The sequence below is a fragment of the Ruegeria sp. CDSC054 genome (genome assembly GCF_059610645.1).
The window spans coordinates 716862-731736 of the sequence record NZ_JBXWOA010000002.1; the positions used below are offsets into that span (position 1 = coordinate 716862).

The 14875-nt window shown below is 58.7% G+C and carries 16 protein-coding genes; 14 read left to right on the forward strand and 2 right to left on the reverse strand.

Features of this window, described 5'->3' with window-relative positions:
- Together AC2FGC_RS07455 and AC2FGC_RS07460 are read right to left on the reverse strand one after the other, a co-directional pair.
- Positions 1–1419, reverse strand: coding sequence for a dihydrolipoyl dehydrogenase family protein (locus tag AC2FGC_RS07455; protein WP_496781856.1), 1419 nt, complete (start codon positions 1417–1419; stop codon positions 1–3).
- A gap of 4 nt (positions 1420–1423) precedes the next feature.
- A complete protein-coding gene (locus AC2FGC_RS07460) occupies positions 1424–2155 on the reverse strand; it encodes a TVP38/TMEM64 family protein (protein WP_496781858.1) in 732 nt (243 codons plus the stop codon).
- A gap of 296 nt (positions 2156–2451) precedes the next feature.
- Between AC2FGC_RS07460 and rpmH the strand changes: the two genes are divergently transcribed.
- The 14 genes from rpmH to AC2FGC_RS07530 all read left to right on the forward strand — a co-directional run bounded on the left by rpmH (position 2452) and on the right by AC2FGC_RS07530 (position 14849).
- Positions 2452–2586 (forward strand): 50S ribosomal protein L34, encoded by a 135-nt coding sequence (gene rpmH, locus AC2FGC_RS07465; RefSeq protein ID WP_005632162.1) that lies wholly within the window; start codon positions 2452–2454, stop codon positions 2584–2586.
- Between the two features lie 25 nt (positions 2587–2611).
- Positions 2612–3037 (forward strand): ribonuclease P protein component, encoded by a 426-nt coding sequence (gene rnpA / locus AC2FGC_RS07470; protein WP_496725298.1) that lies wholly within the window; start codon positions 2612–2614, stop codon positions 3035–3037.
- Positions 3034–3273: a membrane protein insertion efficiency factor YidD gene (gene yidD, locus AC2FGC_RS07475; RefSeq protein WP_058272404.1), complete on the forward strand. Its 240-nt coding sequence runs from the start codon at positions 3034–3036 to the stop codon at positions 3271–3273. Before rnpA ends, yidD begins: the two co-directional genes overlap by 4 nt.
- Positions 3274–3349: 76 nt before the next feature.
- Positions 3350–4966: an acyl-CoA dehydrogenase family protein gene (locus tag AC2FGC_RS07480; protein ID WP_496725296.1), complete on the forward strand. Its 1617-nt coding sequence runs from the start codon at positions 3350–3352 to the stop codon at positions 4964–4966.
- A gap of 44 nt (positions 4967–5010) precedes the next feature.
- A complete protein-coding gene (gene ttcA / locus AC2FGC_RS07485) occupies positions 5011–5904 on the forward strand; it encodes a tRNA 2-thiocytidine(32) synthetase TtcA (RefSeq protein ID WP_496770130.1) in 894 nt (297 codons plus the stop codon).
- Between the two features lie 71 nt (positions 5905–5975).
- The gene (locus AC2FGC_RS07490) at positions 5976–7508 is read left to right on the forward strand and encodes a putative bifunctional diguanylate cyclase/phosphodiesterase (RefSeq protein WP_496781862.1); all 1533 of its coding nucleotides are present in this window, start codon (positions 5976–5978) and stop codon (positions 7506–7508) included.
- A gap of 123 nt (positions 7509–7631) precedes the next feature.
- Complete coding sequence (gene yidC / locus AC2FGC_RS07495) at positions 7632–9461, forward strand: membrane protein insertase YidC (RefSeq protein WP_496781864.1); 1830 nt, start codon at positions 7632–7634, stop codon at positions 9459–9461.
- Positions 9458–10195 (forward strand): MOSC domain-containing protein, encoded by a 738-nt coding sequence (locus tag AC2FGC_RS07500; protein ID WP_496725288.1) that lies wholly within the window; start codon positions 9458–9460, stop codon positions 10193–10195. The genes yidC and AC2FGC_RS07500 overlap by 4 nt, the downstream gene beginning before the upstream one ends.
- A complete protein-coding gene (gene yihA, locus AC2FGC_RS07505) occupies positions 10192–10845 on the forward strand; it encodes a ribosome biogenesis GTP-binding protein YihA/YsxC (RefSeq protein WP_058276193.1) in 654 nt (217 codons plus the stop codon). Before AC2FGC_RS07500 ends, yihA begins: the two co-directional genes overlap by 4 nt.
- Positions 10842–11210, forward strand: a complete 369-nt coding sequence (locus AC2FGC_RS07510; protein WP_496725285.1) for a DUF2946 domain-containing protein — start codon at positions 10842–10844, stop codon at positions 11208–11210. Before yihA ends, AC2FGC_RS07510 begins: the two co-directional genes overlap by 4 nt.
- Positions 11211–11277: 67 nt before the next feature.
- Positions 11278–12681 carry a PepSY-associated TM helix domain-containing protein gene (locus AC2FGC_RS07515; RefSeq protein WP_496725284.1) on the forward strand — a complete coding sequence of 468 codons (1404 nt, stop codon included), beginning with the start codon at positions 11278–11280 and terminating at the stop codon, positions 12679–12681.
- A 105-nt stretch (positions 12682–12786) separates the two neighbouring features.
- Positions 12787–13650 carry an acetylglutamate kinase gene (gene argB / locus AC2FGC_RS07520; protein WP_496725282.1) on the forward strand — a complete coding sequence of 288 codons (864 nt, stop codon included), beginning with the start codon at positions 12787–12789 and terminating at the stop codon, positions 13648–13650.
- 18 nt (positions 13651–13668) lie between these two features.
- On the forward strand, positions 13669–14355 hold the full coding sequence (locus tag AC2FGC_RS07525) for a ferredoxin (RefSeq protein WP_496725280.1): 687 nt from the start codon (positions 13669–13671) through the stop codon (positions 14353–14355).
- Positions 14352–14849: a SixA phosphatase family protein gene (locus tag AC2FGC_RS07530; RefSeq protein WP_496725278.1), complete on the forward strand. Its 498-nt coding sequence runs from the start codon at positions 14352–14354 to the stop codon at positions 14847–14849. The genes AC2FGC_RS07525 and AC2FGC_RS07530 overlap by 4 nt, the downstream gene beginning before the upstream one ends.
- Positions 14850–14875 lie beyond the last annotated feature (26 nt).

A 14875-nucleotide genomic window follows, 5' to 3' on the forward strand; every position in this document is an offset into this window, starting at 1 on the left:
TTAGGGCATCCAGCGCTGGACGAACCTGACCACTCGTTTAACCATCTGATTCTCAAACAGCCTTGGCGAGAAATAGGCACCCGCCACCCGTTTGTTAAGCTCTCCGATCGTCGGATAGGGCGAAACCATCGCAGCGATCTGACCCATCTTCAGGTTATTGGCCAACGCAAGCGACCACAAGTTGATCAGCTCTCCGGCCTGATGCCCGACGATTGTGGCCCCCACAGGCCGACCCTTTACGACCATGACCTTAATGAACCCTTTGGTTTTCCGCTCAGAGATTGCCCGGTCGTTATGGTGATAGTCAAAGCGCGCGATTTCGACCTTGTCACCATGGTGTTTGCGGGCCTGAGCCTCGGTTAGGCCCACCTGCGCCAATTCCGGGTCGGTGTAGGTCGCCCAAGGGATATGTGCGGTTTTTGCCTTTGACGGTAAAGCAAACAAAGCGGAACGGATGATGATGCCCGCGTGATATCCAGCGACATGAGTGAATTGCAGACCACCAGCGACGTCGCCAATGGCGTAAACTCTGCGATTCGTCGTGCGCAGCGCGTCATCGACCTTGATCCCGTTGCGGGTTGGTTCAATCCCGGCAGCCTTTAGGTTCAAACGGTCTGTGTTGGCCTTACGCCCAACCGCCAGCAACAGATGAGACCCCGAATAGATCTCACCCGTCTCGGTCACAATTTCTATGGCCCCTTTGTTGTCGCGAATCTGGGCGACCATAGCCTCTTCATGGACAACCACCCCTTCGGCGCGCAAGCTGTCCAAAACGACCGCGGCGGCCTCGGGGTCATCCTTGCCTAGCGCCTTCAGGCCTTCGACAACCGTGACCTTACAGCCCAGCCGGACATGCGCTTGCGCCATCTCCATCCCGATCGGTCCGCCACCGATGATCAAAAGATGTTCGGGCCTGTCGCGCAGGTCAAAGATCGTCTCGTTGGTGAAGAACGGCACCTGATCCAATCCCGGAATCGGCGGTACCAACGGTGACGAGCCCGTCGCGATCACGACGCGCCGTGCAGTGATCAGATTGTCGCCCGCCTGCACTTGTGTCGGAGAGGCGAAGCTGCCGAATTCCCGGATCACATTCACGCCAAAACCTTCAAACCGTTCCTGGCTGTCCATCGGCTCGATCTGAGCGATCACATCGTGAACGTGGTCCTTGGCGGCGGCGTAGTCGACCTGCGGTACCACGTCAACCACGCCCAGCGCGGCAGAATGTGCCTGGCCGTAAGCTGCCTTGCCGCTGGCAATCAGGGCCTTGGAAGGGACACAGCCGAAGTTGAGGCAATCGCCACCCATCTTGTGACCTTCCAGCAAGATCACATCGGCCCCCATCTGGCTGGCGCCCGCAGCGACTGACAGCCCCCCGGACCCGGCGCCAATCACCAGGATATCGGTTTTCAATTCTCGCATGATTTCAGCCGTCCTTTCGGCCACGCAGGGATTTGATGACAATTGGCAACGTGGCCAGCACACACAAACCGATGATCGGGCCAATCACAAATGGTTCCCATAACAGCGATACATCAGGTGTTTCGCCCCGATCGAACACACCACCCAGCCCGACACCGATCCAAGTGTAGACGATACCGCCCGGGATAATGCCCAGCGCGGTGGTGATCAGGAAATTGCGGAACCTCACGCCAACCAGTGCAGGCACCAAGTTGGCCACAAAAAACGGCACAACGGGAACAAGACGCAATAGAAACAGCACCGAGATCTCATTCTCGCGTAACCCGTCTTTCAGTTTCTTGATCGTCCCTTCCGAGGACTCAAGCCGTTTGGTCAAGGATTCGCCCAACCCCCAGCGCGCCGCCAGAAAGATTGCAGAGGCTCCGATGGTTGCCGCAAACACGTTGAACACGGTTCCGACGAACAAGCCAAAAAGAAACCCGCCGGTCATTGACGCCACTGCGGCACCCGGCAGCGAAAACGCGACGATGACAATGTAAATGCCAACGAAAGCTGCCGCCATCGCCCAGTAGTTGGCGTCACGCCAGGCCAATAGCGCCTCACGATTGTCGCGCAGGGTCTCAAAAGTCAGGTAGTCGCCCAGTGTGAAGAATCCCACCGCAGCGACGGCGAGAATCACCAGCAATGGAATATGCCGCGCCAATCCGTTGCGCGGCGCCTGAGTCGTTTCGCTCATGAGGCTGTCCGGTTTACTACGTTTCATTCTGACCCCAACATGCGCTGCTTGCGGCCCTCGCAACAGGGGGCTCACGCTGCCTTGATGTTTTTGGTAGGGAATGTGAGGGTTTGGGGCGATAATCCCGCTGTTTTGAAACCTTTTGCCCGACCCGATTACAGAATTGTTGCAAAAGCCGCGAAAACCCCCACCTAGGGGTTTGACTTACCACCCACTACCCAGTAGAGGACGGGCTTCGAACACCACGGGCAGGCGAATCCGCGCTGCACCCGACCGCATAGATTGGAGACGGAGCGATGAAACGCACCTATCAGCCTTCGAACCTGGTTCGCAAACGCCGCCACGGTTTCCGCGCGCGCATGGCCACTAAGGCCGGCCGCAAAATCCTGAACTCGCGCCGCGCACGCGGTCGCAAGTCGCTGAGCGCGTAAACCGCTCACCGATCAGGTTTTGAACATGACGCCGCCGGAGGCCCTCGTGGATGGTAAGAACCAGCCCGGGGAAACGCCCCCGGCGGCGTCCGTTTGCGCGCCTGAATCTTTGACCGTTCTCAGGAAACGATCTGAATTCCTTAAGGCAGCGCGTGCCCGCAGGCAGGGCACATCCTCGATGATGGTGCAGGCTCGCAAACGTACCCCGGATGAAGCAGCAGGAATTCGGGTTGGCTTTACCTGTTCCAAAAAGGTTGGCAATGCCGTAGCACGCAACCGCGCCAAACGCAGGTTGCGCGAGGCCGCCCGGGCTGTTCTGCCCGTCAATGGCAATGACGGGTGGGATTACGTCCTGATTGGTCGGGCCGAAACCACAGCCGCGCGACCCTATGAGGCACTTCTGGACGATCTGCGCTATGCGCTTCGCAAAGTACACAACTCGCGGAAATGACTCTCTTCTCTCATATCCTGGCTATGCCCGTCAGGGCCTATCGGCTTGTATTCAGCCCTTGGGTTGGCTTCAATTGCCGATACCAGCCCACCTGCTCGGCCTATGCGCTGGAAGCACTGGAAAAGCATGGGGCCATCAAGGGAAGCTGGCTGGCGGCACGGCGGATTGGCCGATGCCATCCCTGGGGCGGTGATGGGTATGACCCCGTACCCAACCACAAGGAAGACGACAGCTGATCCTTATGACCCTCCGTCAGCCTTGACCCATTCGGACATGCGCTGAACACTTGAACTCGTACTGCCCGAGGTTCAGATGACATCCGACGCCCGCCATTCCCTGCCGACACATGACGTATTGAATCAGCCGCCTGTGCGCGGGGATTCTAACCTCTGGTCTTCAGATCCCGTCCTGCGAAACGCCGTGCATTTCTCGGGCGGTCGCGAAGCGCCTCTGGCGGCATATGGAGATACCTTGGGACGGGTGAAAACCCGTGAGCTGGGGCGTGAGGCCAATCGGCACCTCCCCGAACTTCGATTGTTCGATCAGGGCGGTAGGCGCCTGGACGAAGTACGATTTCATCCCGCCTATCATGAGATGATGCAGATCAGCCAATCTGCCGGCTATGCCGCCTTGGCCTGGGACGGTCAGCCCGGCGGCCACACGACCCACGCCGCGATGATGTACCTGGCCAGCCAGGTTGAGCCCGGCCATTGCTGCCCATTGACCATGACCTACGCGGCAATCCCGGCTCTTGCTGCAAATGAACAGATCGCCTCCGAGTGGCGGCCTAAGCTCATGGCGCGCAGCTATGATCCGGCGACGAAACCGGTCGAACAAAAATCCAGCGCCACTCTGGGCATGGCAATGACCGAAAAACAGGGCGGCTCGGACGTGCGCGCCAATACCACCATCGCCACCCGGGACGGAGAGCACTGGCGTCTGCGCGGGCACAAGTGGTTCTGCTCCGCCCCCATGTCGGACGGTTTTCTGACGCTGGCACAAGCGCCCGGTGGGCTGACCTGTTTCCTCGTCCCCCGCTGGCTGGACGGTGAACGCAACGCCATTCATCTGATGCGTCTAAAAGACAAGCTGGGCAACAGATCCAACGCCTCGTCCGAAATCGAATATCACGATGCCTTAGCTCACCAATTGGGGGACGAAGGCGCGGGTGTTCGAACAATTATCGAGATGGTCCATCACACCCGGCTGGATACGGCCGTGGCCCCGGCAGGCCTGATGCGCGCAGCACTCATCGAGGCGCATCATTGGGTCACCCATCGCAGCGCTTTTCAGCGCCGGTTGATCGACCAACCTCTGATGCGCGCTGTTCTGGCGGATCTCGTGTTGGACTGGGAGGGCGCGTTGACGCTGGGGATGCGCGTCGCGCAGGCCTTCGACGGCCAGTCAACCGAAGACAAGGCCTTTGCCCGTATCGGTGTCGCCCTGGCCAAGTTCCTGAATAACAAGCGGTGCCCGGCCGTAGTGGTAGAGGCGATTGAGGTGCTGGGTGGCATGGGCTATGTCGAAGACACGCCCCTGCCCCTGCTGTATCGCGAAGCCCCGCTGAACGGTATTTGGGAGGGGTCGGGCAATGTGATCTGTCTCGACATTTTGCGCAGCCTGTCTCGCGAACCGCTAGCCGCTGAGGTCCTGCAGGCCGAACTGGATATAGCAACGGGTGTCGACCGCGGCTATGATGCCGCACTCAAGGCGCATCGTGATCGGTGGTCCGGGCTGCCGCCTGAGAGTGAAGCCCGTTGGTTTGCCGAACGAACTGCATTGCTGCTGACAGCAGCTCAGCTATTGCGTCGCGCACCCGCGGCCGTTGCAGACGGGTTCATCGCCACAAGGCTTTTGGGCAACAGCGGCCGCATCCCCGGATCCGTGTCCGGGTTGGACACGGACGCCTTGCTGGCGCGCCTGGGCTGACCCGGCCACTTGCCCGGTTGCCTCAACTGCTGTAGGGGCTGCGCATGTTTGACGAAGCTGACGATATCCACCCGCTCTTTGCTGGCGCGCCCTCGACCACCGAGTTCAAAAAGCTGCGCAAACGCATCGTGCGCCAGACCCGTGAGGCCATTGAGCAGTACGGGATGGTGGACGCTGCAGCGCATAACAAGGACGGAAAACCACCCCGCTGGCTGGTCTGCCTTTCGGGAGGCAAGGACAGCTATACCCTGCTGGCGATTCTGTACGAACTGAAATGGCGCGGTCTGCTGCCCGTTGATTTGCTGGCTTGCAATCTGGATCAGGGTCAACCCGGATTTCCGGCTACCGTTCTGCCCGAGTTTTTGGAACGCATGGGTGTTACGCATCGCATCGAATATCAGGACACCTATTCCATCGTCATGGACAAGGTTCCGCAGGGCCGCACCTTTTGCGCCCTGTGTTCGCGCCTGCGCCGAGGCAACCTGTACCGCATTGCGCGGGAAGAGGGATGTTCGGCCGTCGTACTGGGCCATCACCGCGACGATATCCTCGAGACTTTCTTCATGAACCTGTTCCACGGCGGGCGCTTGGCCACCATGCCGCCCAAGCTGGTGAACGAAGAAGGCGATTTGTTCGTCTTCCGCCCCCTCGCCCATGTGGCAGAGGCCGATTGCGAGAAATTCGCGACCTCGATGAACTATCCGATCATCCCCTGCGACCTCTGCGGCAGTCAGGATGGGTTGCAACGTCAGCAGGTCAAACAGATTTTGGATCAGTGGGAAAAGAACAGCCCCGGACGCCGTCAAGTGATGTTCCGGGCTCTGACAAATGCGCGTCCGTCGCATCTTTTGGACCCAAAATTGTTTGATTTTCAAAATCTTGCACTCAGTCCAAATGAAAATGACGAAAATTCGGGCGAAATTCCTCAGCTCCGTTAACGAGTGACTCAGATTGGTTTCCTAGGGTCGACCTGAGCGTTTCAAACGCAAGGTAGAGGCCCGAAGATCCGATGTGGAAACATATCTCAGTCAGCAGAATTTTTGACTCTCTTGCCATGGTGCTAAGCGGCCCGCCCGCCTTAGCCTTCGCGCCTGCGATCAGTCTGGCCGCGTATTGGATTGGTGGAGAGCAGGCATTGGTTGTCGTGGCACTTGCCCTGCCGCTTGTGTTTGCCGCGGTTTCAACCGCGCACAAGGCCAGCAACCGGGAAAAAGACGATAACGGCCTCATGTCTCTCGACAGGTTTGCCGCCGAGATGGAAACGCTGTTCGCGGAAAACCAACGCACCGGTCACGAGGCTGCCTGCATGGTTGTCGAATTGGACGGCTTTTCTGAGTGTCTTGATCTGCACGGCAATGCGGCAGGAAACCTGATGGCGGAGCAGTTCCGCGACCGCGTTCTCTCTGTCATCCGCTCACATGACATTGCCGCAGGTCTGGACCAAGGCAAGATTGCAATCGGCCTGCGCGCCGCACAGAATCTGGATCTGGAGGCTTGCATTCAGATGTCCGGGCGCATTCAGGCCGCCGTTGATGAGCCGATCATACTGAATGGAACCAGCGTTTACATGTCATGCTCTATCGGGTTTTGCCTGCAATCCACGGTGCCCGACATCACCTTTGCCGAATGGATCGATGCTGCCAACGCGGCCTTGGCCGAAGCGCAAAGAAACGGTCCTGCAACCATCCGCGCCTTTTCATCTGAAACGCAGCGGCGGGCACGCGTGCGCGCCAACCTGCGCAATGAATTTATTGCGGCCTTGGATAGTGGCGAAATCCGCCCATGGTTTCAGCCGCAGATTTCCACAGACACCGGCCACGTTACCGGGTTCGAGGCGCTTGCCCGTTGGGAACACCCACAGAAAGGCGTGCTGGGACCGCCGGTTTTCCTGCCTTTTGCAGAACAAGCCGATCTGATGGAACGCTTGGGTCAGGTGATGCGCCATCACGCTTTCGCCGCCATGCGCCAGTGGAACCTTGCCGGTGTCGTTGTGCCCCGGATTGGCGTGAATTTCTCGTCAGAAGAGCTGCGCGACCCGGCGTTGATCGACCGTCTGAAATGGGAGCTGGATCAAAATGACCTGACGCCCGACAGATTGACCGTCGAGATTCTTGAAACAGTGTTTTCCAGGCGGCCCGATGACGTAATCACCCGCAACGTGATAAGCATGTCCAAGCTTGGCTGCTGCATTGACCTCGATGATTTCGGCACTGGCCACGCCTCCATTGCGTCGATCAAGCGCTTTGACGTTTCACGCATTAAAATCGATCGGTCCTTCGTGGCAAAGGCGGATCGGGACGCAAGCCAGCAACAGTTGGTCAGCGCGATTTTGACCATGGCGGAACGGCTGAATGTCGAAACACTGGCCGAGGGGGTCGAGACACAAGGCGAGCATGCCCTGATGGCGCAACTGGGCTGCGACCACGTGCAGGGGTTTGGAATTGGCAAGCCCATGCCGTTTGAAAAGACGTTGGACTGGATGGCCGCACATCAAAACAAACTCAACGGAATGCCAAAAATCGGGCGTCAGGCACGTCCTTAGGCGCGAATTAACGCCACAGAACCCCAATCGGTGATGAATTACAGGGCGATTCCGCTTGACCTTTGGGCCCGCACTCTGTTGAACCCAGCGGGTGTCTTTCACTGCTTAAGGTGGCTGTCCCCGATGGACGATCAGAACAAGAACCTCATCCTCGCAACCGCGCTCAGCTTTCTCGTGATCCTGGTTTGGTTCGTGCTGTTTCCACCGCCCGAGCCGACGACCGCACCGGAATCTGCCGAGATCAGCGCGACTGATGGTACAGAGGTTCAGACCCCAAGCGCTGCTGGCACCAATACAGTTGGTGAAGCAACCGCAGACGCCACCGAGATCGAGCCCGACGCCCAAGCACCTCGGGTCGAGATTGAAACACCGCGCCTGAAAGGCAGCCTGTCCCTGTCCGGCGGTCGTATCGATGAGCTGTTCCTGAAAGATTACAAAGTTTCGATCGAAGAAGGCGCGCCCATTGTCGAGCTGCTGTCGCCCGTTGGTTCGGAATCGGCTTACTATGCCTTGTACGGTTGGGCACCGGGCGCAGGCGTCGCCGGCGCTGACGTCCCCGGCCCTAATACGCTGTGGACCGTCGAAGACGGCGAAACCCTGGGGGTCGATACCCCGGTCACTCTGAAATGGGACAACAGCAAGGGCCTGACCTTCCGCCGCACTATTGAGGTTGACCAGGACTACATGTTCACCGTCACCCAGTCGGTTGAGAACAATACCCAGGCCGAGGTCGGCATGGCCCCATATGGCATCCTGGCCCGTCACGGCATTGGCGAAGACGGCGACCTGCCCGATCTGAAAAACTTCTTCATCCTACATGAAGGCGTTATGGTCATGGCTGACGGCGTTCTGGACGAGATCGACTATGGCGATGTGCGCGACTTTGACATTGACCCGAATGAGCGTGCGCAAGCCGAAGTCTTTCAGGTCAAGGAAGGTGGCTGGGTCGGCTTTACCGATCACTACTGGATGACCACTCTGATCCCTGCAGAGGGATCGGCATTCAAGGGTGCGGCTAAATATGACGCCCGCCGCAAGATTTATCAGACCGAAACGGTTCTGCCGACGCTGACTGTCGCGCCCGGCGCAACTGAAGAAGTCACCACCCAACTGTTCGCGGGTGCCAAAGAATGGGAAACCATCCGCGAGTATCAGGCTGACGGTGTACAGAAGTTCGTCGACAGCATCGACTGGGGCTGGTTCTACTTCCTGACCAAGCCAATTTTCTGGCTGCTGCACAACATCAATGCCCTGATCGGCAACATGGGTTGGTCGATCATTGGCCTGACGCTGATCATCAAGGCGATCCTATTCCCGCTGGCGTACAAATCCTACGTCTCGATGGCGAAGATGAAAGAGCTTCAGCCGCAGATGGAGGCCATGAAAGAAGCCGCAGGCGACGATCGCCAAAAGATGCAGCAGGGCATGATGGAGCTGTACAAGAAGGAAAAGGTAAACCCGGCTGCGGGCTGTTTGCCGATCCTTTTGCAGATCCCGATCTTCTTCTCACTGTACAAGGTGATCTTCGTCACCATCGAACTACGTCAGGCCCCTTGGTTTGGCCCGTTCCAGGACCTCAGCGCACCTGATCCGACCTCGATCATGAACCTGTTTGGATTGCTGCCCTTTGCCGGTCCGCAGCCCGAAACCTTCATGGCGCTGATCTTCATCGGTATCCTGCCGTTGCTATTGGGGATCTCGATGTGGTTGCAGCAAAAGCTGAACCCGGCGCCAACTGACCCGACTCAGGCGATGATCTTTGCCTGGATGCCTTGGGTGTTCATGTTCATGTTGGGCAGCTTTGCAAGCGGGCTGGTCGTTTACTGGATCGCGAACAACACGATCACGTTCACGCAGCAATACCTGATCATGCGCAGTCAGGGTTATAAGCCTGACGTGTTCGGCAACATCAAATCCGGCTTCAAGCGGACGCCCAAAACGGACGACAAATGAATGCTGAGGTAACCCATATCTGGCGGCATCCGATCAAAAGTCATGGTCGCGAGGCCCTCCAGACTGTTTCAGTGACCCCCGGGCAGACCATGCCCGGGGATCGCGTTTGGGCGGTCGCGCATGAGGCGTCGAAAGCGGACGGCTCTCAATGGGTGCCTTGCGCCAATTTCAGTCGCGGGGCGAAAGCACCGCAACTTATGGCTATCTCGGCCCGGCTAAACGGCGACACGATAACTCTGACACATCCGGATCGTCCGGATCTGACCTTTGATCCGGACCGGGAACAGCAGGCCTTTCTGGACTGGGTCCAGCCGTTGATGCCTGCGGATCGGTCGGCGTCAGCCCGGATCATCCGAGTGCCGGGTCGCGGCATGACCGACAGCGATTACCCTTCGATCAGCCTGTGCAATATGGCATCGCACCGCGCGGTCGGGCAAAAACTTGGCAGCGATCTGTCGATCCAGCGCTGGCGTGGCAACATCTGGTTCGATGGCCTGCCCTTGTGGGAAGAATTCGACTGGCTGGGTCGCGAGGTACAGATCGGTGAGGCCGTGTTCCATGTCAAAGAACGCATCCGACGATGTTTGGCGACAACGGCAAATCCGAAAACCGGCGTGCGCGATGCGGATATCCTGGGCACATTGAACAGTTGGGGCCATCAGGATTTCGGCGTTTACGCCGAGGTTGTCCGAGGTGGCGCAATTTCAGTTGGCGATAAGGTTCACGCGTTATGAGCACCCTACCCTTCCCACTGGTCGAAGACCCGGACAAGTTTGCGCTGGAACGCGGCCGCAAATTGTTTGCGGGACAATCCGAGTTTGTCAAAGGCGTGGTCGCGATGAACGGCCTGCCGACCCCTGACCGGCTTGAGGTCTGCTTTGCCGGACGTTCGAACGTAGGCAAGTCCAGCCTGATCAATGCGCTGACCGGCACCAAAGGTCTGGCACGCGCGTCCAACACTCCGGGCCGCACGCAAGAGATCAACTTTTTCACCCAAGGACCCGAGCTCTATCTGGTTGACCTGCCCGGGTATGGCTACGCCAACGCCCCGGTGAAGGTCGTTGAAAAATGGCAACGGCTGTTGAAACAGTATCTAAGCGGCCGCCAGACTTTGCGACGGGCCTTTGTCCTGATTGACTCGCGCCATGGGGTGAAGCCGGTCGATGCGGAGATCATGAAGCTGCTGGATTCCAGCGCTGTTACTTTTCAATGCGTGATGACCAAGGCGGACAAGGTCAAGGCCAATGACCGGCAGAAGGTGTTGGATCAGGTACGCGGCGCATTGTCCAAACACCCGGCGGCATATCCGGAAATCGTGCTGACGTCGTCCGAAAAGGGTGACGGTATTCCAACCCTTCGTTCGATCATCGCACATCTGGAATGATCCGGATCGGCCGCATTTTCCCAATCCTTACGTTGCTGGCAATTGTGCTGACCGGAACGATCCCGCAGGGCTGGATGCCCGCGATGGGCACTGATGGGAAAGTGCTGCTGGTGATCTGTACTGGCGATGGAACAGTCGAACAATGGGTTGACCTGAACCCCGGCGATCCTGTGCACGACGACACGGATTCGCGCGCAATGTGCCCATTCGCGGGCCTGACGGCGGATACACACCTGCCGTCAGTCGGCGAGATTATCCCTTTTACGGCGAAAATCCAGCCACGCTGGATCCATCGTGATTTCACCCATCGCAGTGCCGGGTTCTACGCCCGCTATGATGCGCGGGGGCCACCCTTCTTTTCCTGATTCACCTCAACACTTTTTAACCCGTGCGCGCGCTGCGCGGGGCAGTAATCGAATCCGGAGAACAAAAATGGCACTGGACAGCCAAAACCTGGGGGATACCCGGGCGCAGAACATTGCTGCGCAAAAATTCTATTTCGCCGCCTGGCGGTGGCACTTTTATGCCGGGATCTTCGTCATCCCGTTCCTGATCATTCTGGCAGTAACCGGACTAATGATGATGTTCATCACCCAGTTCGACGGTCGCGACGGCGAAAAAATCGCTTTGGACGTCCACGGGCAAGCGCTACCGGCCTCACAACAGGCCCTTATCGCGCTTGATGAGGTGCCCGGCACGGTCGTCGAATGGATCGGCCCAAAAGCCGATAATTTGGCCACTGTGTTTCGCATCAAAACCGACGAAGGTCAGCGTCTTGTCGCCGTCGATCCTTACGGCGGAGAGGTTCTGCAGGTCTGGGATCGCCGCGCCGGATGGTATGATCTGGCCGACAACATCCATTCGACCCTGCTGATTGGTACGACCGGAGACCGCATTATTGAAATCGCAGCGGGGCTGAGCCTGCTTTTGGTCTTTACCGGTCTTTACATGTGGTGGCCGCGTGGAAACACCTTGTCTGCCTTTGTCCCCAATCTGCGCGCACGCGGCCGCGCGTTGTGGCGGTCGCTGCACGCTGTGATTGGGTTCTGGATGTCCGGGCTGTTGGTGGTGTTCCTGATCTCGGGCCTCTCCTGGGCGGGCGTCTGGGGCGGCATGATCGTCCAACCCTGGAGCAGCTTTCCGGCCGAAAAATGGGACAATGTCCCCCTGTCCGATGACATCCACGCCAGCATGAACCACGGCCACCATAATGACGTCCCATGGGCGTTGGAACAAACGCCCATGCCCGCCTCTGGGTCCGAGGCCGGGACAGGCGGTGTCCCACAAAGCACACAGGTCGATATCGACGCGCTTGTGGCCCTTGGCACCGCTTTGGACATGACAGGCCGGTTCCGTGTGGCCTATCCCAGCGGCGAGGATGGTGTCTGGACCCTGAACCGCGACAGCATGAGCAGCGACTCGACCGATCCGGTGAACGACCGCACTGTCCACGTGGATCAATTTACCGGCAAGATTCTGGCGGATGTCCGGTATGAGGATTACTCGTTGATGGGAAAATCCATGGCTATTGGGATCCCGTTTCACATGGGTCTGATGGGCATGTGGAACTTTGTCCTGAACCTGGTGTTCTGCCTGTCGGTCATCTTTGTCTGCGTCTCAGGCGTTGTAATGTGGATAAAACGCCGGCCTCAGCGGGCCGGACGTCTGGCTGCACCGCCAATGCCAGCGGAACTGCCATTGTGGAAAGGGACCGTCCTGATCGGCTTGTTCACCGCGATGGCGTTCCCGCTGGTGGGCCTGACCTTGCTGGCTGTGCTGGCCGTCGATCTGCTGCTGATCAGCAACATCCCGGCGATGAAACGCGCGATAAGCTGACACACAGACAGCCGCATCCGGGCAACCGGCGCGGCCCTATGCGCGATCCGGTCTTGGCAGAACTGCGCAAAGGCCCTAACACGGGTTCCCAGAGGGACTGCAGCCATGAAGACAAGAGACATGAACCGGGACTGGATCGCCACCGCCGCAACGCTGAACAGCGCACTGCCATACCTGCAACGCTACGACGGCGCTATTGTCGTCATTAAACTTGGCGGCCACGCCATGGGCAGTGACGAAGCCATGGAAAGCTTCGCACGCGATGTCGTCCTGATGCGTCAGGTCGGGGTGAACCCGGTTATCGTGCACGGCGGCGGTCCAATGATCAACGCGATGCTGGATAAGCTGGATATCCAGTCCGAATTCGTGAACGGCAAGCGTGTCACCGACAAAGCAACCGTTGAAGTGGTTGAGATGGTGCTGTCCGGCCTCGTGAACAAGCGCATCGTGCAGGCGATCAATGGCCAGGGCGGCTCGGCCGTGGGCCTGTCGGGCAAGGATGCGCAGTTGATGACTTGTGATCAGACCGATGAATCCCTGGGTTTTGTCGGAAGCCCGGCAGAGATGAACCCGAAAATCCTGCATGACCTGTTTGCCCATGATGTAATTCCTGTCATCGCCCCGCTGGGTGCGGGCCGGAACGGGGAAACCTTCAACGTCAATGGGGATACTGCCGCTGGTGCTATTGCATCCGCGCTAAAGGCCGATCGACTGCTACTGTTGACCGATGTCTCGGGTGTTAAGAATGCCGCCGGGGACGTCGTGACCGAACTGAAGGCGGGTCAAATCCGAGAGATGACGCTGGACGGCACCATTGCGGGCGGCATGATACCCAAGACCGAGACGGCTCTGGACGCGCTGCACAGCGGGGTCCGTGCCGTGGTTATCCTTGACGGACGCGCGCCCAATGCCGTCTTGCTTGAACTTTATACAGAACACGGTGCCGGATCGCTGATCCGACCGGACTGAGCCTTTGGCGGAGGAGACATGACCAAACGCCATCCCCCCTCCTCTGACCCGGCAGCGCATAGCTATGCTGATATCGAAAAGGCTGCACAGGACGTTAGCCTGATCATCATGGGCGCGCTGCACCCTCGCGTTACAGACGCCAAGCAGTTGGAAGGCGGCACGCTGATCCTGTTAGGCGCAGGAGCTGCGTTCTGGCCCACCCTGAAATCCTCGCCTGAATGGCAAGGTGATGACCCGGTTGACCGTTGGTCGCTGCGTGTGGTGGGGCAAATGGCGCAGGACTTATCCGCCACCGCCTATTTTCCATTTGGCGGTCCGCCCTATACGCCCTTTATCGACTGGGCATTGAAATCGGGACGCACGTTCAGCAGCCCGGTGGGCGCTTTGGTGCACGATGAGGTCGGCATGATGATCTCATTCCGGGGCGCGCTGCATTTCAGCAGTGAGTTTCCCATACCCGCACCACCTGGCTCGTCCCCCTGCACCACCTGCGCCGCCCCCTGCGCCCAGACATGTCCCGTGGGCGCTTTGAACAGTCGGGACTTTTATGATGTGTCGACCTGCCATGGACACCTGTCCACTCCTGAAGGGCAAACCTGCATGACCGGCGGTTGTCTTGTGCGGCTATCCTGTCCTCTCAGCTCGGGTGCCGCGCGTGATCCCGAACAATCCGCGCATCACATGAGTGCCTTTCACCCATCATGACACGCACACTGATCCTGACACGCCACGCGAAATCCAGTTGGGACAGCCCGGCCCTTGAAGATCATGATCGCCCGCTGAACAAGCGCGGGCGCAGGTCGGCCCCGGCGATTGCGACGTGGCTGCGTGAAAACGACTGGTTGCCGGATGAAGTTCTCAGCTCAAGCTCGGCCAGAACCCGCGAGACGTGGGAAAGGATGGGCCTGAAGGCAGATAGCGTTTGCTTTCACCGAACGCTTTACCATGCGGACCCCGCAGATATGCTGCTTGAATTATCGGACGCGACGAAACAGACCGTTTTGATGCTGGGCCACAATCCCGGCATTGCCGGTTTTGCGAACCAAATCGTTAAGCACCCGCCGGATCACGCCCGGTTCTACGACTACCCGACCTGTGCAACGACTGTGATCCGCTTTGACATCGGGGATTGGTCCGACGTCCGGTGGCACAGCGGCGATGTGCAGGGGTTTGTTATTCCACGCGAGTTGCTGGAATAGAAAAAGGCGAGGCCAAAGCCCCGCCT

Bases quoted from the DNA above. Each gene is read 5' to 3' on its own strand.
- yihA (WP_058276193.1), top strand. From the start codon at position 10,192: ATGAGCACCCTACCCTTCCCACTGGTCGAAGACCCGGACAAGTTTGCG.
- AC2FGC_RS07455 (WP_496781856.1), bottom strand. From the start codon at position 1,419: ATGCGAGAATTGAAAACCGATATCCTGGTGATTGGCGCCGGGTCCGGG.
- AC2FGC_RS07490 (WP_496781862.1), top strand. From the start codon at position 5,976: ATGTGGAAACATATCTCAGTCAGCAGAATTTTTGACTCTCTTGCCATG.
- ttcA (WP_496770130.1), top strand. From the start codon at position 5,011: ATGTTTGACGAAGCTGACGATATCCACCCGCTCTTTGCTGGCGCGCCC.
- AC2FGC_RS07460 (WP_496781858.1), bottom strand. From the start codon at position 2,155: ATGAGCGAAACGACTCAGGCGCCGCGCAACGGATTGGCGCGGCATATT.
- rpmH (WP_005632162.1), top strand. From the start codon at position 2,452: ATGAAACGCACCTATCAGCCTTCGAACCTGGTTCGCAAACGCCGCCAC.
- AC2FGC_RS07510 (WP_496725285.1), top strand. From the start codon at position 10,842: ATGATCCGGATCGGCCGCATTTTCCCAATCCTTACGTTGCTGGCAATT.
- AC2FGC_RS07515 (WP_496725284.1), top strand. From the start codon at position 11,278: ATGGCACTGGACAGCCAAAACCTGGGGGATACCCGGGCGCAGAACATT.
- AC2FGC_RS07530 (WP_496725278.1), top strand. From the start codon at position 14,352: ATGACACGCACACTGATCCTGACACGCCACGCGAAATCCAGTTGGGAC.
- rnpA (WP_496725298.1), top strand. From the start codon at position 2,612: ATGACGCCGCCGGAGGCCCTCGTGGATGGTAAGAACCAGCCCGGGGAA.
- yidD (WP_058272404.1), top strand. From the start codon at position 3,034: ATGACTCTCTTCTCTCATATCCTGGCTATGCCCGTCAGGGCCTATCGG.
- yidC (WP_496781864.1), top strand. From the start codon at position 7,632: ATGGACGATCAGAACAAGAACCTCATCCTCGCAACCGCGCTCAGCTTT.
- argB (WP_496725282.1), top strand. From the start codon at position 12,787: ATGAAGACAAGAGACATGAACCGGGACTGGATCGCCACCGCCGCAACG.
- AC2FGC_RS07525 (WP_496725280.1), top strand. From the start codon at position 13,669: ATGACCAAACGCCATCCCCCCTCCTCTGACCCGGCAGCGCATAGCTAT.
- AC2FGC_RS07480 (WP_496725296.1), top strand. From the start codon at position 3,350: ATGACATCCGACGCCCGCCATTCCCTGCCGACACATGACGTATTGAAT.
- AC2FGC_RS07500 (WP_496725288.1), top strand. From the start codon at position 9,458: ATGAATGCTGAGGTAACCCATATCTGGCGGCATCCGATCAAAAGTCAT.